The organism is Stenotrophomonas sp. LARHCG68 (assembly GCF_052871705.1).
The window spans coordinates 651,833-676,799 of record NZ_JBIXJV010000002.1; the positions used below are offsets into that span (position 1 = coordinate 651,833).

The following is a 24,967-nucleotide window of genomic DNA, read 5'->3' on the forward strand; positions in this document are numbered from 1 at the left end:
GTCATCCTCAGCGGGCCGGATCGCGGTAACGAACCGGGTCCCGACGGAAAAGATCTTCATCGAACTTGAAGCGCAGGCGCAGGAACGCACCCTGCTGCGTGTACTCGTAACCGTTGAGGTCGCTGTCGCCTTCGAAGCCGGTCCAGTTGTAACCGGCCGACAACCACAGGTTCTGGCGCAACAGGCGGCCCACTTCCAGGCCGTAGGCGTACTGGTTGGCACCGTACTGGCCACGGAAGGTGGAACCCAGCACGCCGATGTCCCAGTTCTCGGTGATGTCGTAGACCACGCGGCCGGACACCAGCACAGCATTGAAGCTGCTGTTGACGCGACCACCGTCGCTGTAGGCGAACTGGTCGCGCTGCCACTTGCCGGCGATGCGGCCGGTCAGCCACCACGGACGCGACGGGTGCCAGTCGGCATGCGCCGAGACGATATGCGCGCGGGTGCGCACGTCCTGGCTGGTGCCATCCACCACTTCACCGTCGAGCAGGGTCAGGCCGCTCTCGTCGCGCTCGAGCTTGTACTCGTAGCGCATCAGCGCGTTGACCCGGTTGCGGTCGGTGTCGCGGTAGGCCAGGCCGAGCTGGAAGCGATCCTGCAGCACGTCACCACGGTCATCGTAGTTGGTGGCCAGCAGGTAGTTGCGACCCAGCAGCGTCCAGTCGCGGCTCAACTTGCGCGCCACCATGAACTGCAGCAGCGTGGTGTTGAAGGCCTCATTCGCCGTGGTGCCCGGCACGTCCTCGGATATGCGGTGTTCACCACGGATCGCGCCACGCCACAGCGGATTGGCGGTGTAGTCCAACGCCAGCGCCAGGCCGGTGCTGTCGCCGGTATCGCCGGCCACCACGTTCACCCGTTCGACCGAGCTGCTCAGGCGCAGGCCCTGGGCGATGTCCCAGTTGTTGCGGATGCCCGAGGCCGCCTGCACGTCGCGGCCGCTGATCGAGTCACGCATGCGGTACTCGGAGAAGGCCTGCGTGTCGCGGATGTAGCTGCTGTCGATACCGAACACCAGCGCATCGGCCTCGCGGTCGGTGGTGGTGATGCCATAGGCGCTGGTCAGGCCGGTCTGCTTTTCGTAGCGACCGTACAGGCGGCTGCGCTCGAACACCTGATAGTCCACGCCCGCCGCAACGCGGTTGCGGTCTTCACCGCTGACGCTCTGTTCGTACTCGGCACCGCCACTGAACTTGTCGCTGAAGCGGTAACCCAGGCCGATGCGTGCGCTGTCCGATTCCAGCTTGGTGCCGATCGGCAGGTCGCTGGTGATCGGGCTGCCGCTGGACGAACCGTTGATGACCATCAGGCCGGTGGCCGGGTCCAGTGCCTGCTGGCCGTAGCCCAGCGCACCGCCGCCGCCGCCCGTGGCGAAGCCACCGGTCAGTCCGCCGGTCTGGCCGAACGGCGCACCGGACGACCACGGCGAGGTCACGCCGATGGTCTCGCGGATGCTGCGCAGGCCAAAGTCCACGGTCAGACGCTCGGTGGCACCGATGCGCACGCCCGCGCCGCCGGCGTCACGCTTGCCGCCATCCGGGTTGCGGTCTTCGCTGCGCAGCCCTTCGACGTACAGCTCCAGGCGCGGGCCCACGGCGTAGGCCATGCGGGCGCTGTACTCGCCACGGCCGCCATACAACGGCGAGGCGGCGTTGTTGAACTCCGGATCGGTGCGTGCGGCGAACAGGCGGGCGTCGAACTTGCCGCCGTCATGGGCGAATTCCACGCGCCATGCATCGCCTTCCACCTCACCCACCACGTCCTTCAACCCCTGCGAGGTGACCTGGTTGAGCGAGTTGGTGTTGACCTCGCTGCGGGTGCGGGCGAACTCGGCGACCAGCATCGTGTTTTCACCGAAGCGGTAACCGGCGTTGACGCTGCCCATCTTGAACTCGGCGTACGGGTTGCGGTCTTCCACCGCCGAGGCGCCCACTTCGAGCTTGTCGGTCAGCTTGAACTGGCCATCGGCGCCCACCACCCAGAACTTCTCGGTCTGCTGGTCCAGTTCATAGGTGATGCGCAGCGACACCGGGTTGAGGTCGCTGTCGAACGAAGGCAGGAACTGGTTGAGCAGGATGCGGCCGGAGAACGGCTCGAAGCTGTAGTCCACCAGCCGCGCCAGCGGCTTCACCGAAACGATGCGCGTGGGCTGGTTGCGGTCGCGCACGATCATCTCCACGCGCTCGCTGCCTTCCAGCACGGCGTTGTTGCGCAGCGCGTACGGACCGCTGCCCTGGCTGCGGAACTCTTCGATGATCTGCCGCAGCGAGTCTTCGATGGCGAACACGTTGGTACGCACGCGCTCGCTTTCGAAATGCCAGCCCAGGCCGGTGGCGGTACGATTGTAGGTGCTCAGGCTGCGCTGCGGGATCGGACCACTGCCACCGATGCCACTGGTGGTGGCCAGCGTGTCGCCGGTCTGGAAATCGCCGTACAGCAGGTAGCTGCGCTTGTTGTCGATGCGCACGTACAGGCGTTCGGCCGAACGTGCATCGAAGCCACGCAGCGACGAATCGCCGTACACCGGGTAGAACTCTTCCGGCTGGATGTCACGCAGCAGGCGGCCGCGCACATCCTTGTCCGAATCGTAGGCGGCGGTGAGCAGGTACTCACCCTTGATCTGGCCCTTGACGAAGAACGCGGTGCGCGCGGCGGCATTGGCCTTGCCGTTGTTGAACGTCTTCTCCCAGCGACGAATGTCACGGTCGAAGGCGTCGTTGTACTGCACCGGCGAGATCAGGCTGGCGTTGGACTTGTTGCGGAAATTGACGATGCCTTCGATCAGGCCGGTCGCCAGCAGCTCGCGCATTTCCGGCAGGAAGCCGATGGTGCCTTCGGCGGTCTGGCCGCCGGCGGTGATGCGCAGCAGCACATCCTGCGGATCATGCGGCGCAACCAGGTCGAACTCGGCCACGCCGTTTTCCACTTCCACCTGTACGCCCGGCATGACCTTGTCGGCATCGGCTGCGCCCGGACCGAATTCATCGGTGCGCGAGCCCGGCAGACGCAGGCGGCCACCACTGTTTTCGATGGTGGCGTAGCTCTTGCCGGCCAACGGCTTGCCGTCGGCACCGAGCAGGCGCACGGTGATATGCACCGGCGTCTGGCCATCGGCCGGGATGCCGTCGCGGTCCACTTCCACCGACACGCGGTCCACGCCGACATTGCCGCTGTAGTCAGCCTGGCCCGAACGGGCGGCGACGACTTCCGGCGGCGTATCGGTGGTGACCAGCGAACGCGGATACAACGTGGTGGCATCACCCAACACCGGCGTGAAGCGCGAGCTGGTACCCACGTTCTGCGCCATGGCCGGCAGTGCGGCGGTGGCCAGCGCACAGGCCAGCAGGCTCATGCGCGGCATCTTGCGCAGGGAATGACGGCTCATGGCTGCACCTCCTGCGAAGCGGATGCCGAGGGCGGGTTGGGTCGCGGATGCACGATCGGTCTCTGGTTGGCCGAGTCCGTGGCCTGCTGCGGCGCACGGGCGGGCTTGCTTTCAAAACGCAGCGGCGACTGGCCGGTTTCGGTCTCCGGCGCACGCACCTCGCCCTGGGTACGACGGGCCTTGACCTGTTCCAGCAGCGGGTTGGAGCAGCTGCCTTCGATGAAGTCGGCGCGATGCAGCTCGCCGTTCTTCAGGTCCAGGAACAGGCTGTCGGCATCGCCCAGGTTGCGGTTGCTGCTGGTGGTCAGGCGCGAGCCGGCCGGCAGGGTGGACGGATCCACCTTCAGCGTGTGGCTCTGGGGGGTCAGGCCGCAGTAGCTGTACTTGCCTTCCGAATCGGAGATCACCCAGGTGCCGTTGGAGAAGTACAGGCGCACGCCCGGGATGCCCAGCTCTTCGTTGTCCTGCACGTGGTTGTTGTTGCAGTCCACGAACACCTTGCCCAGCACGCAGGCTTCCTCGGTGAACACACCACCGGTGACGCGCACGCGGTACTGCGCCTGGTTGGACGGCACCGAACCCGGTACCGGCGTCATCGAACCCGGATCGATACAGCCACCGGTGATCGAGCAACCATGGGCCTGCGCGCGGTTGATGCCATCACCCTGCTGCGCACCGACGCCAACACGCACGCGGTAGGTCAACACCAACTGCTGGCCGACGTTGATCGGGCCCAGGTTGAAGCCCAGGCGCGGGCCCGGCTTGCCGAACGGCTCATCCAGCGCGCGGCCGCCGACACGGGCGGTGCCGTCGATGTAGGTGAAGCCACGCGGCAGCGTATCGACGATGTTCACCGTCGCCATCGCACTGCCGGAGGTCTGGCGCACGGTGATGCTGTACTGCACGGTGTCACCGATCTCGGCGGTCTGGCGGTCACCGGTCTTGGTGATGACCAGCCCGGTACCGGCGGAGGTATCCAACGGCAGGTGGTTGTGGACGATGCCGGCGGTGGCCGAACCGGCAAACACGGTCAGCCAGTACTGGGTGGGCGTGCCCACCGCACCGGTCGGCGCATCGGCCTGCGGCTGCACCAGGTGGCTGGTGCCGGCTGCGCCCAGCGGCGACAGCGAACCTTCCTGCGGCGGAATCAGCGACGACACGAACTGGTAGCCACCCGGCGGCGTCACCGTCAGCTGGAACTCGCAACGTGCCGGCGCGGCCGGGCCGAACATGAACTGGTAGTAGCCGCTCGTACCCACGGTCATCGACACCGCGTTGCCTTCCACGCGGTAGCCACCGGCACCGGCATTGAGGATGGCGGTCTTCGGGTCGTAGCCGTTGCACACGCCCACCGGGGTCAGGGTCACGATGGAGCCCGGCACCGGATCACGGGTGATGGCGTCGTAGACCACGCCCGACGGATCCACCGGCAGGCTCTGCTGCGGCAGATGCTGGCCGGCTTCGAGCACGACCTGCAGCTGGCTGGTGCCGTTCTCGGTGATACGGCAGGCGCTGCTGCTGCCATCGCTGATGGCACGCGTGGCGTCACAGGACACGCCCATGCCACCGGCGGTTTCCTGGTTCACCGGCCACGCCCACAACACGCCCGACGCAGGGTCACGGAACTGGATGTTCCACTTGATGCCCGGCACCACGTCGCCAAAGCGGTAGCTGCCGTCCACGGCGGTGGTGGTGGTCTTGGCAACCTGGCCGGTCGCCGCATCCAGCAGTTCCACGATCCACGACTGCAGGCGCGTATCGCCGCCGTCGAGGAAGGCATCATCGCTGCCGATGTCGTACCACACGGTACCGCCGACCGATGCGGACAGCTGCACTTCATTGGGCACGCGGCACACGTTCTGGGTGATGGCCGCATCGCACACCGGCAACTGGGTCACATCGCCTTCGAACGTGTTGCGCTCGGTGGTGGTCGGGGTGCGGAACTCGTTCTCACCGCCGCCTTCCACCAGCACGGCGTTGTTGACGGTGCCGGCCTGCGCGGCCTCGGCGGTGACGTTCACCTTGACGGTGATGTCCGAGGTGGAGGTCGCACCGGCGTTGACCACTTCCGAACTGCGGCATTCAAAGCGGGCATCGCCCACCGCGCCGGAGCAGGTCCAACCATTGCCGGACGGAACTTCCGCCAGGTTCAGGCCAGCCGGCAGGCGGTCCTTGACGATGTACTCGCCCGTGGATGCCTGCTGCCCACCGTTGCGCACGCGGATGGTGTACGTGGCGACGTTGTTGACGGTGAACTTCACCGTGTTGGACGACTTGCTCACCAGCATGTCCGGCGAATCGCCGATCTCGCCGAAGTTGTTGTCCACCGACTTGTCGCCCGGCTTGAGCACGATGCCGGTGATCTCCGAGGTGGTCGTCGACGGATTGCCGCCCGTGCCGCCCGTGCTGCCGGCGGTGGTCTTGCCGTTGAGCGTTTCAGCCGGCTGGTTGGGCTCGGTCACCACATAGGTGCCCGGACGCAGGTTCTCGAAGGTGTACTTGCCGTTGGCGTCGGTGGTGGTGGTCAACGTGACCGGGTTGCCCAGGTCGTCGGTGCCGGTCAGCTCGACGGTGACGTTGGCAAAGCCGCCTTCCTCAGGCTGGCGGATGCCGTCGTCGTTGCTGTCGTTGTAGACGTTGCCGGAAATGCTGGCGGCCGGCACTTCGCCGAAGTTGTTCTCCACCGACACCTGGCCCACGCCAACGGTGATCGTGCCGATGAACGACGGGTTCTGTGCGGTGGCGCTGCCTTCTGCCGAGCCGTTGCCCATCGGCGTGCCGCCGATGTTGCCCGGCTTGGTCTTGCCGTCATTGGTGCCGGCCGGCTGCTGCTTCTCCACCACCTTGTATTCGCCCGGGGGCAGGTTGAGGAAGCTGTAGCTGCCATCGGCACCGGTGGTGACGGTGATGGGGGTGATCGGATTGCCGTTGATGTCGGTGCCGGTCAGTTCCATTTCGACGCCGGCGATGCCGTCCTCGCCCGGATCGACCACGCCGTCATTGTTGGCATCCATCCACACCTTGCCGGTGATGCCGCTGTTGGTCGGCACCTCGGCGAACAGGTTGTCGCTGGAGAAATCACCCGGGCGGGTCAGGTCGATGTTGGTGATCTTGCTCGACTCCGGTGCCGCACCATTGCTGGCGGTACCGCTGTTGCCCTTGGTGCTGTCCAGCTGGCCTGCCGTGGTCTTGCCCTGCGCGGTGCCGGCCGGCTGGGTCGGCTCGATCAGGGTGTAGGTGCCCGGACGCAGGCCTTCGAAGCTGAAGGTTCCGTCGGCGTTGGTCTGCAACGGCAGGTCAACCGGATTGCCCAGGTCGTCGGTACCGGTCAGACGGATATCCACGCCACCGATGCCGGCGTCGCCCGCTTCCTTCACGCCATTGTTGTTGAGGTCGAAGAACACCACGCCCGAGGCGGACACCGGCAGGATCTCGCCGAAGTTGTTGTCCACCGACCTGCCGCCGGCATTCAACACCACGCCGGTGATGGCACTGGGGGTGGCGCGCACGGTCGTGGCCACGCCCGGCGTGCCGTCGATGACGGTACCGGCGGTGGTGATGCCATTGAGCGTGGTGACCGGGGTGCCGCCGGCCGGGGTGTAGACCGGCTGCGCCACCTGCTGGGTGACGATGTAGTCACCGGCCGGCAGGTCGATGAAGGCATAGCTGCCGTCGGCGGCGGTATTCAGCACCGACACGGGGTTGCCCAGCACATCGACCACCGGCTGGCCGTCACGACGGCTCAGGGTGACCTGCACGTTGCCCAGGCCGGGATCGCTGACGGTGTGACCGTCATTGGCCTGGTCCAGGTACACGCGACCGGACAGCGAGGCGGCCAGTTCGCCGAAGTTGTTGCCGGCCGAACCGGTCGGCGGCAGCTGCGGGATGCGGATGACGTTGGAGGGGTTCTCCTTGCCATCCTTCAGCCCGGTCGGCTGGGTCTCGGTGATGGTGTATTCGTGGCCGGCGATCAGGCCCGGCACGCTGTAGTCGCCATTGGCGTCGGTGGTGCCGGTCCACACCACGGCGCCACTGGAATCGGTGACGGTGATGGTCACGCCCGGAATGCCCGGCTCGGTGCCGTTCTGCGCGCCGCTGTCGTCACGGTCCAGGTAGACCTTGCCGGACAGCACGGTGGTCAGGTTCTCACCGAAGTTGAACTCGGTGCCGTTGCCGGCGACCAGCTTGATGCCGCTGATGCGGTCCTCGCTGCCGGTGGTGCTTGCCGTGCAGGCGGCGGCGCACAGCACGCCACCGATCTTGCCCGGGGTGACCGCCAGCGGCTGGTTCACCAGGCCGGCCGGCGTGGCCGGCAGCGGCTCGCTCAACTCGTAGGTCTTGCCGGCGGTCAGGCCGGTGAACTGGTAGAAGCCCTGGGCATCGGTGGTCGCGGTCAGAACGCGGCCAGTTTCCACTTCCAGCAGCCTGACGGTGGCCTGGTCGATGCGCGCATCGGCACTGCCCAGGACGTTGTTGTTGTCCTGGTCGATGTACACGTAGCCGGACAGGGTGCGCTCGGCCGGTTCCGGGAAGTCGAACTGCACGCCGGCACCGCCGGCACCCAGCACCACGCCGCCGATCACGCTGGTGGTGGCGGTGTTGCTGGTGGTGTAGCTGCCGCTGACATTGTTGCTGGTGCCGTTGCGCACCGTACGCGGGGTGTTCGGCTGCGGCGCGCCATTGGCGGCATAGCCGCTCGGCTGGGTCTGGGTGATGGTGTAGCCGGCCGCGTCGGACGGCGCCAGGTGGGTGAACTGGTAGTCACCGGCGGCATCGGTGGTGGCCTCCAGCAGCACGGTGTTGCCGTACAGGTCCACGCCGCTCAGGGTCACCTTGACCCCGGCGATGCCGGTGTCGCCGCTGTCCTGGTCACCGTTGTCGTTGTCATCGGCGAACACACGCCCGCCCAGGCTGGCGTTCTGCACCTGCGTGGTCGAGGTCTTCTCGTTGTTGGTTGGCACCAGGTCCACCGAGGTCGGTTCGTCGTTGTCGTCACGACCCGGTTCGATGCTGGCCTTGTTGGTGTGGTTGGTCGGCGCATAGGCACCGGTGAACACGCCCGGTACGGTGCGCGCCCACAGGGTCAGCGTCAGCGTGTTCGCGCTGCCCGACGGGAAGCTGCCGCCCAGGTCGCAGGTCACGGCCTGCTGTTGGGTCATCGCGGTGATCGACGCCGGGCCTGCGGACAGGTAGCAGACGTTGTCGGTGCCGGCGGCCGGCTTGCTGGCCACGGTGTTCACGCTGCCCGACAGCGTGGCGGCGCTGCCGCTGTTGACGGTGACGGTCAGCGGATGGGCGGCGTCATGCACCCACTCGAAGCCGGACGGCAGGGTGTCGGTGACGCGCATCTTCTCCACGCGGCTGCCCAGCGCGTTGCGCACCACGATGTCGTAGCGGATCGGCTGGCCCACATCGACCGGACCAGCGGTCACGGTGGTCTTGCTTGCCACTTCCAGGTCGGCCGACGGGAAGATCACGTCGTTGACCTGCTCCAGGTTGTTGCCGGCATCGCCTGCGTCGGCGCTGCACTTGCCCTGGCTTTCGTAATTGGTGGTCTCGTCGCCGCACACGTAGGCGATGTTGTTGAACAGCACCGGCTGGCTGGAATCACCGGCGATGGTGAACAGCACATCGAACGCCACCATGTGTTCCTTGTCCAGGCGGTTCAGCGCCGGCACGGAATTCAGCAGGCAGACCAGTTCCGCGCCCTGCTGGCTGCAGGTCACATCGACGTCGGTCTTGTAGACATAGCCACTCACCGGCGCACCGGTGTTGACGTTCTCGATGCGGTCGAAGGTAGCGGTGAAGCCCGCCGGTGCGGTGATCCGGTCACGGACCTCCACATTCTCGGCCTGCGACGGCCCCAGGTTGAAGGTGCTCAGGCGGTAGCGCAGCTGGTCGCCGACCACGAAGGTGTTGCGGCCGTTCGGATAGACCTGGGTCTTCTTCTGCTGCAGGTCGATGGTCGGCACGCGGACCTCGAAGGTCACGTCGGCACTGTTATTGCTGTTGGAAGCGGCGTCGTCGCAGCTGGTCGAGGCGCCCGGCAGCCACTGGCAGACAGCGCCGAGGCTGGCGACCGACGCCTGGTTGGTGACCGACGGATAGACCACGCCACCGGCAGCGACCTGCAGGTTGGCTGGCTTCTTGACGCGCGCGCTGATCGTCACCGTCTCGGTGGTCTGCGCGGCGATCGCGCCGCGGCTGTTGACGCAGGAGATGGCGCCGGTGGCCTTGTTGCTGGCCGAGCAGTCCAGCATGCTGCCGGACGGCACGCTCACGTCGATGATCTCGTAGGTGGCACCGGCCATCGTCGCCGTCCCGGTCGGGAGGGCGTCGGTGATGTGGAAGTCGTTCTGCGGCGCCGCGTCCGGGCCGTGGTTGCGCGCGGTCAGGGTGAAGGAGATCGGCTCGCCGATCAGCACCGTGCCGCTCGGGGTGACGGTCTTGCTGGTCATCCGGTAGTCGGTGCGCGGTAGCACCTTCACCGCCGCCGAGTCGGAGTACATGCGATCGGCGCGCAGGCTCGACAGCACCGCGTTGGGCGAGGTCAGCGTTGCGGTGTTGGTCAGATCGCCGCCGCCACTGGTGGACTGCAGCGGACGATCCACCGCCAGCACCACTTCGATCTCGGTGCCCGGTGCCACATTGCTGAACACACACGTCTGGTTGCGCGCACCGGACCCCAGCGCGGGACAGCTGACGGCACCTGCGCTACCGCTGATCGCGGCCGCCGACAGCACCCGCACCTGGCCCTTGAACACCGAGGTGTTGAGCACGCCCGGCACGTTGTCGGTGAGGTTCAGGGTCGGGATGGTCTTCTGGTTGGGCTTGTCCGTGGTGTTCGGGGTGGACACCAGGATCTTCCAGTACACCGTCTCGGCGGCGCCGGACAGGGTCGGGGCGTCGGCCACGTCATCGTGCCAGGTGATCTGGTCGACCGAGGAGTCCTTGCGGATGTTGACCCAGGCCGTGTCATCGATGACGTCGGTCAGGTTCAGGCTGCCGCCGGCGGTGGCGCAGTCATTGGTGGCACTACGGTCGGCCGGCTGCGCGGCATCGGCCGCGTTGACACCCAGCTGGCCCAGCGCGGTGATGCCGGTGCAGGCACGGTTGGACAGGTTCAACTGGCCGACGATCGCGGTGGCGCGGGTCTGGAACGACAACGGCAGGCTGTCGCCACGCGCGATCGAGCCGGTACCGGTGGTCTTGCAGGTCACCTGGGTGGTGAAGGCGGCAGAAATGCCGTTCGGTGGGGTCACGTTGCGCTGGACCGTGCACTCCCAGCCCGGGGTGACGTTCGCCAGCCCGTTCACACCGTAGCCGGCGTCCATTTCCTCCGGGCGCATGTAATCAACCACGTACAGCGGCTGCGCCGGCGTGTAGCTGGCCGCGCTGGTGCTGTTCATGCCATTGCTGACCAAGAACGAGGAGGTGATCGGCGCGCCGGGGCTGACCGGGCCACTGGACGGGTTCTTCGTCTTGGTCAGGCCGATGTCGGTGTAGGGCTCGTTGATCTGGTACGGCGCGAGCACGCTGTTGTTGGCTTCGTTCCAGTCCTTCAGCGCGGCCGGCGGCGTGGCCACGACCGGGAAGCGCCCGTCGGTGCCGGTCTGCGGCATCGTCAGCGGAATGGTGAAGGGCTTGCTGCTGCCGGAAGCGACCACGCCGGCATCGCAGGTCACCAGCGTGCCGGGATACACGGTGCCGGAGACGGTCAGCTGCTGGCCGGCCTCCAGGCTGCAGCCCGCCGGCAGGGTGCCGATGACGAAGCCGTCGGGAACGATGGTGCTCACGGTGCCACCGGCCGTGCTGGTCTGCGGGCCGTTGTTCTTGTAGGTCAGCACCAGGTTCTGCGCGGTGCCCACTTCCAGCGGCTGCGACGGGAAGCTCACCAGCGCTTCGATGTCCGTGCCCAGCACGATGTTGTAGCTGGCGCTGTCGGAGTTGTCGTTCGGGTCCGCGTCGAAGTAGTTGTCGTTCGCGGTGGCGATGGTCGCGTTGTTGGTGTGCGTGCCCAGGCCGTTGGTACGCAGGGTTACCGTGACCTTGGCGGCGTCGAGCTGGGCCAGGCTCATGGGGCCGTTGTAGGTACAGCTGAACGCACGGGCGCTGTTGGCCTGGGCCACGGTCTCGCACACGGCGCTGTTGGCCGGTGAGGGGGTGATGGCGGTGACCACGTTGGCGGTGTCGGTCGGCAGCTGGTCGGTGATGACGATGCGCGCGCCGCTGGGCAGTGCGCTGCCGCCGGCGGCGATGCGCGGATGCAGCTCGAACGTGGCGGTGCCGCCGGTCGCGCCCTGGCCGTTGTCCGGCGTGATCAGGGTCTTCTGGACCTGCAGGTTGCCGGTCTCACGGACGGTGGTGGTGCCAGTCGCAGGCGTCGCGCTGTTGCTCGAGGTCGCGGTCAGGTTGAAGCTGCCCAGCTGGCGCGCGCGGATGCTGAAACCCACCGAACCGCTCGGGGCGGTGGCGGTGTTGCCCGGCGCGACCGGGCACGACACGGTGCGGGTGGCAGCCGTGTACACGCAGTCGCTGGCGCTGGGCGATGCCGGCGGCACGAAGTCCACGGTGGGCGGCAGCACTACCGAGATGTTGGTCTGGGTCGCGTCGGTGGCGGTGCGCAGCCAGCTGATGGTCAGCGGGGTGTCGATGCCCTCGCCCATGTTCGGCGGCAGATTCACGTTCTGCGGCACGACCGTGGCAAATGCGGCCGCAGGCAGCAGGCCCAGCACCAGTGCCGCTGTGGCACGGGCGATGGGCGCGTACCACGGCGAGCGGCCATGTCCATGATGACTACCGGCGGTATCACCCGCACGGACCGTGTACTGCTGAAGTTGTTTTTTCACCGGAGAGCCTCTGCAAGCGCGCGCTCGGGCTGCCCGTCCAGGCAGTCCGTTTGGTTTCGTTGAGCTTCGAAACAGCGACCCGCCCCAAAACGGGTCGCAATTCAGCACCGTGAGGTGCGTGTGACGGCGCGGATTCTCACTGCGCTCTTACGCGGAAACAGTGCCGCTGCGTGACGGATACTTTCACTTCCTCACGTCACACAAATAATGTGATCTGGCTCACATCGCCATCATCTTGTTTTCACAGGGAAATCACGGTGCATCCGCGGAACTCGGCTGAATGCGCGAAATTTCAAATTCGTGAATTTATTCTGAACGAAATTTATACATTCAGACCGTCAAGCGGTAGCCACTTCCCCGTACTGCGCGGATCGGCAGGGTATGGCCGGTGGCCATCCGCACGCGGTTGCGCAGCCGGTGCACGAGCACTTCGATGCGGTGCGGGTCGAAGCTCCAGGGCTGGTCGGTCAGGGCTTCGATCAGGCGCTCACGCGCCACCGTCTCAGAGGGAGACGAGAACAACAGGGACAGAAACGCCCGTTCCGCTTCGGTCAGGGCCAGCAGGCTGCCACCCGGCGCGCGCAGGTCCCAGGCATCGGATTCCAGCATCCAGCCCTGTTCCGGCAGGCGGGCGGCGCTGGCCTCCACCACCTGCGCCGGCTCGCCGGGCAGGCGACGACGCAGGCTGTACAGCTTGGCCGCCAGCACGTTGGACGAGGGCCGCTGCGGCAGGCAGGCGTCGGCACCGGCCCACAGGCCTTCGGCCACCGCCTCGGGGGTGGCCGGATCGACCAGCAGGACCACGCCGAGGTCATCGCGACGGCGCAGGTGGGCCACGGTGCTGGCCACGTCCTCGCGGATCTGCGAGGTGTCGATCAGCACGATGTCGCACGGCACGATGGCCAGCTCGCGGTACAGCGCGTCGATGCTGTCCAGCGCATGCACCTGCGCGCCGTGCCAGACCAGCGGCTGCACCACATCCAGGCTGCCGACGATCCATATCCGCAGTGGCGCCAGGGCCAGCTCCCGCTCGACGCCCACCATGATGTTGTCCTGTTGCTGCACCGATCACTCCTGTTCGAAGGCATACCATTGCCTACGTATGTCGGATTCTAGCCCAGCGTAATACCAGTTACGGGAGGGTGCATGTGTCAGAAGATTAAACAGTAACGGGGCCCGTAGGCCCCGTTACAGTTCTGCCGGTGCGGCCGGGCTTACTGCGCCGGCACGCCCATCTCCTGCAGCAGCGCCGGTGCCGGGTAGACCTTGGCCAGCAGCCAGCGCAGGTAGCGCATGTCCACGTGCACGGCACGCTTGTAGCGCGGGTCGAACCACCAGCTGGCGCTGACCGACTCCCAGTTGGAATCGAAGTTCAGGCCGATCAGCTCGCCCTTGGCATTGAGCACCGGCGAGCCGGAGTTGCCGCCGGTGGTGTCCAGGTTGGTCAGGAAGTTGACCGTCTGCGTCTTCAGCGCCGGATCGGCGGTACTGCCGAAGTCACCCTTGGCGATGGCCGCCAGCAGCGGCTTGGGCGCATCGAACGGCACCGTGTTGGTGTTCTTCTCGACGATGCCGGCCACCGTGGTCACCGGCGAATAGCTGACCGCGTCGCGCGGGTGCAGCGCCTCGACCTTGCCGTAGCTGATGCGCAGCGTGCTGTTGGCATCCGGGTATACCGCCCGGCCCTGCTTTGCACGCCAATCGAACAGGGCCTGCATGTACGACGGCCGCAGGCGCAGCTGCTCGCCCTCGCGCTCCTTGCTTTCGCGCTCGGCGTTGAGCTGCGCCATCACCAGCGCCGACGCCACCGACACCAGCGCGTCGCCCTCGATGAATCCCCCCTTGCGCGCGGATTCAAAGCGCGACAGGCGCTGCGCCTCGTCGCCCAGGCGGGTCTGCGCGTACATCTCGTCCAGATGCCGGGCCAGCTCAGCCGGGGTACGGCCGAACAGGTTGTCGTAGTGCGCGTCGCGCTGTGCATCGGGCAGCTGCTGGTAGCGGGTCAGCAGCGCGGTGAGGATGGCCTTCTCCACCGTCGGGTCGTAGCGACGCTGTACCTGCTTGAGCACGCCTTCGATCAGCGCCTGGTCGCGCTGCTGGTAACCGCTCTCGCGCTCGGCGTCGGGCTTGGCCGATTCGATGCGCAGGCGTTCGAGCAGCATGGCCGAGCGCAGCAGCTGGGTCTGGCTGGACATCAGCGTCACCAGGAACTCGCTGGCACCGGCCTGCTCACCGGCCGCCAGCGAGGCGAACAGCGCATCGATGTCGGCGTTGTACTTGCGGTCGGTGGCGGCCAGCATCGCCTGCTCGTCCTGCGCACGCTGGGTCTTGGCATCGCTGCGCAGCAGCCCTTCCAGCTCGCCGGCGGCGCGCTTGCGGTTGTTCTTCAGCGACTGCAGCTGCGAGGCGTAGCGCGTGCGTGCATCGGCATTGTCCTTGCCGATCGCCTCGATGGTGTCGATCAGCTGCTGGAACACCGCCACGCGGCGCGGCAGCACCGTATCGATCTGGTTGGCGAACTCGGCGGCGGTGCGCAGCCGGTAGGTGGTACCCGGGTAACCGGCCAGCATCGCGTAGTCGCCTTCCTTCGGCCCGTCCAGCGACATCGTCAGGTGTGCCGGCGGGTGGTACGGCACGTTGTCCTTGCTGTACGGCGCCGGCTTGCCGTCCTTGCCCACGTAGGCACGCAGCAGGGTGAAGTCACCGGTGTGGCGCGGCCACATGAAGTTGTCGATCTCGTCGCCGTAGTTGCCGATCGCGCGCGGCGGCGCATAGACCAGGCGGATGTCGGTCAGCTCCAGCTGGCGGATGCGGTAGAAGTCGCTGCCGTAGTACATGTTGGCCACCGAGCAGCGCACGCCGCCTTCGGCCTCGCAGTCGGCGACGATGCGCTTGCGCGCATTCTCCACCGCATCGTAGTAGGCGCGGCCGGTCTTGCCGCGTGCGTCCTTGAGTACGTCATCGGTGACCTTGTCGAAGCCCACCGTCACCAGCACGCGGTAATCCGGGTTGGCCGCGCGTTCGTCGGCGCGCCCCTGGGCGATGAAGCCCTCGTCGATGATGTTGTGTTCCTTGCTGGCGTTGTACTGGATCACGCCATAGGCCACGTGGTGGTTGGTCAGCAGCAGGCCGTCGCCGGAGACGAACGAGCCGGTGCCGCCACCGACCCGCACCACCGCGCTCAGCGGCGGCGCGGTGACGTCGGCCAGTTCGGCCGGATTGCCCTTGAAACCCGCGTCCTTCAGCGTGCCGGCCAGGTCAGGCAGCTGCGTCGGCATCCACATGCCTTCATTGGCATGGGCAGCGGTAGCCAGGGACATGCCCAGCGCCAGGGCGGCGGCAAGCGGTTTGCGGGTCATGGGTACTCCAGCGGAATGCAGAACAGGGCCAGACAGTAGCCGTGCCAGCCAACAGCGGCAACCGCCAGCGGTCATGGTCGGTGCCCCGATGCCCGCGCCGGCATGCAGTCCCGTGCTGCATGCCGATCCATCACCCGGTTGCACGGCGTGTTTCCGCATGGCGGTGGCTTGCCTACAATCGCAACGACAACTTGAACAGGGGCATCAGGGATGATCGTCGGCATTGATCTGGGCACAACGCACTCGTTGATCGGCATGCACGGTGCCGACGGCCCGGTCCTTTTTCCAAACCCGCACGGCCAGGTGTTGACGCCTTCGGCGGTCAGCGTCGCCGATGGCGCGGTGCTGGTCGGCCAGGCCGCACGCGACCGGCTGGTCAGCCACCCCGGCGACAGCGTGGCGCACTTCAAGCGCTGGATGGGCACCGACCGCGAGACCCGGCTGGGCAGCCACCGCTTCCGCCCGGAGGAGCTGTCCGCGCTGGTGCTGCGCGCACTGCTGGCCGACGCCGAGGCCGCGCTCGGCCACAAGGTCGAGGAGGCCGTCATCAGCGTGCCGGCCTATTTTTCCGACGCACAGCGCAAGGCAACCCGCACCGCCGGCGAACTGGCCGGCATCCGCGTCGAGCGCCTGATCAACGAGCCGACCGCCGCGGCCCTGGCCTATGGGCTGCAGGAACGCGAGCGCGAGGGCCGCATCCTGGTGCTGGACCTGGGCGGTGGCACCTTCGACGTATCGATCCTCGAGCTGTTCGACGGCATCGTCGAGGTCCATGCCAGCGCCGGCGACAACTTCCTCGGCGGCGAGGACTTCCTGCAGGTACTGGCGCACGCCTTCCGGCAGGACATGAAACTCGACCCGGCGACGCTCGACGGCAGCGAGCAGGCGCAATTGCTGCACCGGCTGGAGCAGCTCAAGCGCGAGCTCAGCGCGCGCAGCGCGGTTGACCTGCAACTCACGCTGGGCGGCCGCGAGCTGCACTGGCATCTGGATGAAGCCCGCTATGCGCAGCTGTGCCAACCGCTGCTGCAACGGATGCGCACGCCCATCGAACGCGCCATCCGCGACGCGCGGCTCAAGCCCGAGGCACTGGACGACATCATCCTGGTCGGCGGCGCGGCGCGCATGCCGATGGTCGTGCGCCTTGCCACGCGCATGTTCGGGCGCCTGCCACTGCGCCATATCCACCCGGACCAGGCCATCGCCCTCGGCGCGGCCGTCGCCGCCGGCATGAAGGCGCGCGACAGCGCGCTGCGGGAAGTGGTGCTGACCGATGTCTGTCCCTACACACTGGGAACGCAGGTGTCGCGGATGGGCCCGGACGGCAAGGAGCGCACCGGCTACTTCCATCCCATCATCCAGCGCAACAGCGTGGTGCCGGTCAGCCGCGAGGACGTGTTCCATCCGGTGCATGCCGAGCAGAAGGTCCTGCGCTTCGATGTCTACCAGGGCGAAAGCCCCACGGTGGACAGGAACATCAAGCTCGGCGAACTGCAGATTCCGCTGACCAACCACGGCAATGAGGACCGCTCGGTCACCACCCGCTTCACCTACGACGTGGACGGCATCCTGCAGGTCGAGGTCACCGAGAACGCCACCGGCAAGCGCCACGAGCTGGTGCTGGAGCAGAACCCCGGCGTGCTGGCCCCGGACCAGATCCAGCAACGCCTGCAGGCACTGCAGGCGTTGAAGGTGCACCCGCGTGACCATCAACCCAACATTGCGCTGATCGCGCGCACCGAGCGCCTGTACTCCGAACACGTGGACCAGCGCGAGCAGTTGCAGGGCTGGCTGCTGCAGTTCCGCGAGGCGCTGGAAAGCCAGGACGCGCAGCGCGTGGAACGCCACCGGCGCGAACTCGGCCGGGCGCTGGACGAGCTGGAGGGGCTGCAGTGAACTGGGCGCTGGAAGTACTCGAGCTCGATGCCAGCGCCGACGAGCGCGCAATCAAGCGTGCCTATGCCCGGTTGTTGCGCAGCAACCGCCCGGACGATGACGCCGCGGCCTTCCAGCGCCTGCACGAGGCCTACCAGACCGCCCTGCACTGGCAGCGCCATCAACAGGCGTTGGCGACCACCGACGCCGAAGCACCGGACGATGACCAGGACCCATGGCCGACGGCGCAGCCGGATGCACGGGAGATCATCATCGAGCCGCAGTCGTTGGCCGACGTGCTGGCCGGTGCCGCACCCGCGGCCGTCGCGCCCACCCACCCGTACGCCGAACCGGCCTGGTTGGCACAGGACAATCTGGTCCTGCCGCCGGCCATCGACCTCGACGCGCTGGTCGCGCGCATCATCGACGCCGCCGGCACGCAGCCACCGGACCGCTTCCAGGTTTGGCTGGACACGTGCCCGGAGCTCTGGTCGTTGAGCGGCAAGGCCGATGCCGGTGGCGAGCTCCTCGGCCGCCTGTACCACGGTGGCGACGCCATCGGCGGCGCCAATTTCGATCTGCTTGCCACGGCGTTCGGTTGGGACCAGGTGGGCACGCATGTCGACCCGGACACGCTGGCCGGCATGCGCGAGACGCTGCGCCAGCGTTGGATCTGGCAGGCGGGCAACGAAGCGGCGTTGGCACTGGAACTGCAGACCGACCAGGACGCACCGGCGACACTGCCCGACACACGGCGGTGCCGCACGCTGCTGACCCGTCCGTGGCGCCACCTGCAGGCGCTGCTGAGCGCGGCAAACCCGGCCCGCCTGCACATGATGCGCAATGCGCTGCGGCACCTCGGTGGCGCGGCCGCTTTCCTGCCCTGCCCGCCGCTGCACGAGATGCAGGTCAGGTTCTGGCGCGCGGTCACCGACGACGGTCGGCTCAGCCAGGATCGTGTGCTGCTGGGGCTGGTCCGCGGCATCGGCCTGTCCGCACTGTGGTTGCTGCTGCCCGTTGCGGTATACGTGATGAAAGCCAGCGCCGACCTGGATGCAGGCCTGGGCTGGCCATCGCCAGGTGAGCTGATGCCCTTGGCCCTGACCGGTACGGCGGTCACGCTGCTGCTGGGCATGGGTGTGCTGCCGTGGAAGTTGCTGATGCATTGGCTGCCCACGCCTGCAGCGATGCGGCTGTGGCTTCCGCTGCTTGCCGTGGCCGCCATCGCGCTCAGCTCCACGCCACTGGGATTCCTGGGCATGCTGTTGGGCGGTGCCGCGCTGTGGCTCGCCGTGCGGCGTGCGCTGCGCGCCTCGGCGCGGCTCAACCAGATGCTGCCGCTGCTGGCGATCGGCCTGTTCTTCGCCGCGCCGTTCATCATGCGCGGCTTGAACCTGTCCTACGGCGCGCTGAGCGGCGGCCTGACGCTGGGCCTGTGCCTGTTCGACCTGGGCCGCCTGCATCGCACGCGCGGCGAGCGGATACCAACGGAAGACGCCCCGTAGTGCCGAGCCACGCCCGGCACGCATTTCCCCCGCAACGCCCCCGCGCGGCATGGCTGCGCGCCCGGCCCATCCCCGGCGATGCACGGCCGGGGGCTTACTTCTCCGTACGCCAGTTCACCGAACCACGATTTTCCACCGTGCTCGATTCCACTTCGATGTCGAAGCCGCGGCGCAGCAGGTACTTGAGCGTGATCACCGAGCCGCTGCCGACCAGCGAGACGCCGTAGCCGACGTAGAGCTTGGGCGTGATGTACTTGCCCACGCCGATCACCGAACCGCCCAGCGCACGCGACTGGCTCACGCCGGCGTCGTCCAGGCCCAGCTTGGCACCGACCTGCGCGGCCAGCAGGCCGCTACCGGCCGACAGCGCCGCCGAAGCCGCGTTGACCTGCTGTGCCTGGTCGCTGCTGGCCATGCTCAGGCTACGGCCCAGCACCAGGTAGGCCAGGGCCTCGGACTGGGACATGGCCGGGTCCGACCACACGTCCACCTTCGGCGCCTGCGCGCGGCCGGTGACGTGGATGCCGGCGGTGACGTCGCCGATCTCGCGCTGCGCCTTGATGTTGATGCGCGGGTCCGAAACGATGCCGTAGTTCCACAACAGCGTGCCGTCAGTGATGGTCAGGTCCTGGCCGTAGGCCTTGTAGCGACCGCTCACTTCCAGCCCGCCGTTGGCGGTCATCTCGCGGCCCGGGCGCGCGCGCACCTGCATGCGTCCGGTCAGCGCGCCCTTGAGGCCGAAGCCGTTCATCCGGACCTTGTCGCCAAGGCTCACGGTCAGGTCCATGTCCAGCGGCGAGGACGGCGCTTCCTCCGGGTCCACCGGGTCCAGCACCACGATGTCCTCCGACACCGAGGTGCCGCGGTCCAGGCGCTCCAGGTCCAGGTCGGCCTCCGGCACGTGCACGCTGCCCCGCAGTTCCATCGCGGTGCCGGCCAGGGTGAAGTTCAGGTCCGGGTTGGCCACCACGCGCATCTCGCTGGTGTTGGCGAGCAGCACGTTGTCACCGTGGATATGCAGCTGCAACGGCTGGGCATCGCCGAACCACGACAGCCCGCCGTCGATCTTCAGCGCGCCTTCGCCGCCGGTCTTGGCCGAGGCGCTGATGCGCGCCGAGCCATCGGGCTGCGCGGTGAAGTTGCCCACGCCTTCGCTCAGGGTCAGGCCAAGCGCGGGGAACTCGCCGGTGAAATCGCTCAACTTGGCCTCACCGCCCAGCGTGGGCTGCGAGCGCGTGCCGCGCAGGCTCACGTGGCCTTCGACCAGGCCCTTGGGCCGTACCAGGTCCGGCGAGAACAGCTCCATCCAGTACAGCCGCGACATGTTCAGGTACAGCTCGCCGTTGAGCGCGGCGTTCGGCTCCCAGCCGGTCTGCACCTTGGCGTCGATGAAGCCATCGCCCTGGAAGCCGACACCGAGGTAGCCCTTGATGCTGTTGGGCTGCATGTCCACGTTGATCGAGAAGTGGTCGTAGCGCACCAGTTCACCGCGGGCGTTGTCGCCCAGGCGGATGCCACCCTCGGCCGAGGCCACCTTGAAGCTGCCTTCCCACGCATTGCCACGCGGGCGGATGTTGCCGTCCAGGGTGATGTCGCCCCGCAGATGGATGCGGCGGCCCGAGTTCGGCGGCAGCCACGGCTGCACCAACGCCAGCGGCAATGCATCACCGCGCAGCAGCAGGCCCTCGCGCGGCCAGTTGGCGGCCACGCACAGCGCGCCACCGGTGTCCGAGCCCAGGCAGGCATCGCCCAGGGTGAAGGCGCTGCCCTGCACGCTGAACGCCGCGGGCTGGCGCAGCTGCCACGGTGCGCCCTTGATCGGCGCGATCCGCAATGCCCCCAGTTCGCCACGCCACGACTGTCCGGCCTGGCGCACGCTGCCACTGAGCGCGAGCGCGCCCAGGTCGTTGCGCGTCTCCGCGTCCAGCTGCAGGTTCTGCACGCTGCCGCGTGCGTCCACGCGCACGTGGTCGAGCAGCATGCCCACTTCCAACGCGCTGCCCTGCACCTGCAGGTTGCCGTTGTCGCCGGCCCACGGCAGGCGGCCGTTGATGCTGACCTGGCCGGCCTTCCAGTCGTCCCATTGCAGGCTGCTGCCCTGCAGGTTGGCGGTGATGTCCGGCTGGCTGGGCGTGCCGCGCAGCTGCACGGTGCCGGCCAGGCTGCCGCTGCCGCCGGGCAGCAGGTCGGACAGGTGCAGCGGCTCCAGCCGTGCATCCACGTCGATGCGGTCGCCGACCTTGCCCTTGGCCTCGATGCGGCTCTGGCCCAGCACCAGTCGCACGTCGCCCTCGCCCTGCGTCCCCTGCACGGCCAGCTTGGCGCGTGCGTCGACGCTGCGGCCACGCAGCCGGCCGCTGATCTTCGGCGCATCCAGCGTGGCCTCGAAACGCAGGTCCTCGGTGCCGGCCGGCGACGGCAACTGCTTGCCGCGGGACGCCAGCGTGCCGGACAGGTCGCCGTCCCAGCCCGGTGCGAAATAACCCGGGTCGAAGTTGGCCAGCCGCGCATCCACGTCCCACGCCAATGCGGGGGCCCAGGCGGCCGAACCGGCCAGCTCCAGCGCGCCGCCCGGCGTGGTCGCCTTCAGGTGTTCGATCTGCGCCTGCTGGTCATTGCCGCGCACGTCGAAATCCAGGCTGGCGTCCTGCTGGTCGCGGGCCACGTCGGCCTTGCCGATCGCCGCCCATTGTTTGAGGTTGCCGGCCACGCCCAGCCGCGCTTCCTTCAGGTGCATCGGCACCGGCGTGCTGTCCGGTGCGGTCGGGTCCGGCGCGGGCGTCCAGGTCAACTGGTTGGCCACCACCGCGAAGCGGAAGCCGGGGTTCTGCGCATCGGTGAAATCGGCCTTGCCCTGCAGGCGCACGGTGCCGCCGAAGGCCTCGGCCACCAGCGGCGCGACGGTCAGCACCTGGTTGTCGATGCTGACATTGGACGGCGCCAGCACCAGTTCCTGTTCGCCCTGGCGCACGCGCCCCTGCAGCTGCGCGTTGCCGCCACGGCCCCGCGCGGTGAAGTCCAGCGCCAGCGGTGCGGGCGCTTCGGCCATGAACTGCGCGGGCACCAGTTGGCCCAGGTCCAGCTCCTCGCTGCGCGCGGCCAGCTTCCAGACCGGGTCGTTGCGACCGTCCAGCACCAGGCTGGCGTGCAACGGCTTGGGCGCGTAACCGGCCAGGGCCACTTCCATGTGCGCCAGGTCGCCGCGTGCCACCAGCCCCAGCCGGGCCGCGGCCTGGCCCGGTCGCGGCGGCATCAATGCACGCACGGTCAGGTCGGTCCGGTAGTCCTTGCGCGGCAGGTAATGGCCATCGATGCGGAAGTCACCCAGGTTGCTGTTGACCTTGAGCTGGGTGGCGGTGAATTCGCCATCGGCCGCCTCGATGCCCCCGCGGACGCGGGTGATGTCGATGATCGGTTCCTGCAGCTGGGTGATGCGCAGGCCATCGACCACGATGGTGTCCGCCTGCAGCGCGAGCGGCAGCTCGATGGCCGGCAGCACGTCCGGCCAGCGCGGCAGTTCGAATGGCTTGTCCTCCGACGGGCCCAGCTCCAGGTGCGCGTCGCGGATGCGCAGTGCGTCCAGGCGCAGCTTGCGGCCCAGCAGCGGACGGATGTCCGGGTCCAGGTAGGCTTCGGCGGCGCTGAAATGCAGGTCGTCGTAGCGGAAATCCAGGTCGTGCAGGATCAGCGGGCCGGCCAGCGGGCCCTCGGCCTTGCTCCAGGTCAGCGACGAGCCGGCCGGCAGGCGTGCCACCACCTGCGCCAGCAGCACTTCGCGGCCGGCCACGGTCTGCAGCAGCCAGTACAGGCCGAACAACCCCAGCAGCACCAGCACGGTGAGGGTGATGCCGCTGCGCACGGCCAGCGTGCGCACGCGCGCCCTGCGCCGCGCCCGCAGCTCGGCGATGCGCGCCTCGCGCTCTTCCGGGCTCACCTCTTCCGGACGCCGGCTCACAGGTCCGCTCCAATGTTGAGGTACAGCTGGAACTGCGAGTCAGGGCTGTTCAGGCCGTGCGCGATGTCGATGCGCACCGGGCCCACCGGGGATTTCCAGCGCACGCCCAGGCCCACGCCGGTATGCAGGTCGATGGTGTTGTCGAAGGCGCTGCCGGTATCGACGAACACCGCCGCGCCCCACGGGCCGCCCCCGAAGTAATGCTCGTACTCGGCCGAACCGACCACCAGGTTCTTGGCACCCAGGGCGAACTTGTCCGGGGCCGGCGTGCGCGGGCCCACTTCACGGTAGGCGTAACCGCGGATGGAGCGGTCACCACCGGCGAAGTAGCGCAGGCTGGGCGGCATCGCCACCAGGTCGCTGGTCCAGGTGGTGCCGGCCTGGCCGCGCAGGATCAGGCGGTCACTCTCCCCCACCGGCACGTACCAGCGCACGGTCGCATCGGCCTGGACGAAGCTGGTGTCCGAGCCGGCGCCCTCGATGCCGGCGCGCATGGTCGCGTTGCCGCTCAGGCCCCGGCGCGGGAAGCTCTTGTCGTCCACGTCCACGTAATCGGCGGTCAACTGCGGGTAGACCAGCGTGGAGTACTGGTACACGGCGCTGTTGAACTGGTTGCCGGAGCTGTAGCGCCAGCGCTCGCGCAGGGCGTTCATCGAGACGATGGCATTCCAGTGCTCGTTGATCTCGCCGCTGCGGCTGGCGATCAGCTTGAAGTTGCGCAGGTCGATGTAGTCGGTCTGCTCGTCATAGACGCTCACCGCGTAGGTGTACCAGCCATCGAGCCAGCGGAAGCCCGGCACGCGGTAGCTGGTGATCAGGCTCTTGCGCTTCTGCGCGTAGTCGACCTGGGTGTTGAGCTTGTGGCCGCGGCGGTTGACGTAGCGACGCTCCACGCCACCGCGCACACCGGCACCGCTCTCGCTGCCGTAGCTCAGGCCCGCGGTGTAGATGGTGCGCTTGGCGCGGGTCAGCTTCACGTCCACCGGCACCTCGCCGCTCTCGTCGGCCTGCTCCGGGTGCGGCTGGATGTCGATGACGCTGAAGTAGTCCAGCTTGGTCAGCGACTCGCGCAGGCGGTCCAGCTTGCCTTCGTGCCAGTAGCTGCCCTGCTCCCAGTACACCAGCGGCTCGAACAGGTCCTGCCGAAAGTAGTCCTGCTGGAAGTTGATCGGCCCCATGTTGTAGCGGCGGCCGCTGTCCCAGGTGAGGAAGATGTCGGCGGCGTTCTCGGCGCGGGTGACTTCCACCTTGCGCTGGGTGAAGTCGGCGTCGAAGTAGCCACGTTCGGCCAGGCGGCGGGTGATGGTGATCTTGCTGGCTTCGTAGTTGACCGAGTCGAAGGGCTGGCCGCGCTTGGGCTGGAACGCCTCCAGGTCCTCCATCAGGTAGCGGTCGCGGCCGGCCGGGCCGGTGATGGCCAGTTCTTCCTGGCGGACCCGGATCTGCTCGCCCTTCTCCACGCGCACGACCACGCGCACGTTGTCGCCCTCGCGCGGGCTTTCGATGGTGATGTCGGGGTTGTAGAACCCGAACGGCTCCAGCGCCTTGCGGGTCTGGCTCTCGGCCTGGGAGAGCAGGTATTCCAGCCGGGACTCGCCCTGCTGCTTGCCGATGACGTCATAGAGCGAGAGCGAGGCCTCGATGTTCTCGATCATCTCGGCGTCGTCGCCCTTGTCCAGGCCCTTGATTTCGACTTTCTGGATGGTGCCGCGGGCATGGGCAAGGGGCGCCGCCAGAAACAACGCGGCAGACAGGAGAAAAAGGGTGATTCGGGAAGGCTGCATGCACGCCAGCATACCGGGCTGGAGATGACTGGCAAAATCACAATGTGGCGGTTTTGCCACATGTGAAAGCGATGTAAATCCCCGGCGCGCTTGTGCCGGACGTCGCCTGTGGGCCCGCACTGCCGATCAGGCAGCAGCGGCCTCGACCGCGAAGTCAGCAACCCCTGCACACCGACAACCGCCGCAACCTCATCGGCACACTGGCCCTTGCATGGGCCGCCTTCGTGCGTGCTTCGCGGCCGGGGCCGCTCC

8 protein-coding genes are annotated in these 24,967 nt (G+C 67.7%); 2 read left to right on the top strand and 6 right to left on the bottom strand.

Annotated elements, in window-relative coordinates; translation table 11 throughout:
- Positions 1-7: 7 nt before the first annotated feature.
- From ACIPR8_RS10370 to ACIPR8_RS10385, 4 genes are all read right to left on the bottom strand, one after another.
- The gene (locus ACIPR8_RS10370) at positions 8-3,388 is read right to left on the bottom strand and encodes a hypothetical protein (RefSeq protein WP_446540969.1); all 3,381 of its coding nucleotides are present in this window, start codon (positions 3,386-3,388) and stop codon (positions 8-10) included.
- Positions 3,385-12,237, bottom strand: coding sequence for an SdrD B-like domain-containing protein (locus tag ACIPR8_RS10375; protein ID WP_446540970.1), 8,853 nt, complete (start codon positions 12,235-12,237; stop codon positions 3,385-3,387). The genes ACIPR8_RS10370 and ACIPR8_RS10375 overlap by 4 nt, the downstream gene beginning before the upstream one ends.
- A gap of 330 nt (positions 12,238-12,567) precedes the next feature.
- A complete protein-coding gene (locus ACIPR8_RS10380; protein WP_132863969.1) occupies positions 12,568-13,302 on the bottom strand; it encodes a winged helix-turn-helix domain-containing protein in 735 nt (244 codons plus the stop codon).
- A 149-nt stretch (positions 13,303-13,451) separates the two neighbouring features.
- Complete coding sequence (locus tag ACIPR8_RS10385; RefSeq protein WP_446540971.1) at positions 13,452-15,596, bottom strand: S46 family peptidase; 2,145 nt, start codon at positions 15,594-15,596, stop codon at positions 13,452-13,454.
- Positions 15,597-15,806: 210 nt separating this feature from the next.
- On the opposite strand from ACIPR8_RS10385, the gene ACIPR8_RS10390 reads away from it, so the two are divergent.
- Positions 15,807-17,492: an Hsp70 family protein gene (locus ACIPR8_RS10390; RefSeq protein WP_446540972.1), complete on the top strand. Its 1,686-nt coding sequence runs from the start codon at positions 15,807-15,809 to the stop codon at positions 17,490-17,492.
- A complete protein-coding gene (locus ACIPR8_RS10395; RefSeq protein WP_446540973.1) occupies positions 17,489-18,976 on the top strand; it encodes a hypothetical protein in 1,488 nt (495 codons plus the stop codon). The genes ACIPR8_RS10390 and ACIPR8_RS10395 overlap by 4 nt, the downstream gene beginning before the upstream one ends.
- A gap of 94 nt (positions 18,977-19,070) precedes the next feature.
- Here ACIPR8_RS10395 and ACIPR8_RS10400 read toward each other — a convergent pair whose 3' ends face one another.
- Together ACIPR8_RS10400 and ACIPR8_RS10405 are read right to left on the bottom strand one after the other, a co-directional pair.
- Positions 19,071-22,883 (bottom strand): translocation/assembly module TamB domain-containing protein, encoded by a 3,813-nt coding sequence (locus ACIPR8_RS10400; RefSeq protein ID WP_446541061.1) that lies wholly within the window; start codon positions 22,881-22,883, stop codon positions 19,071-19,073.
- A 44-nt stretch (positions 22,884-22,927) separates the two neighbouring features.
- Positions 22,928-24,727 (bottom strand): autotransporter assembly complex protein TamA, encoded by a 1,800-nt coding sequence (locus ACIPR8_RS10405; protein WP_323438660.1) that lies wholly within the window; start codon positions 24,725-24,727, stop codon positions 22,928-22,930.
- Positions 24,728-24,967: the final 240 nt, after the last annotated feature.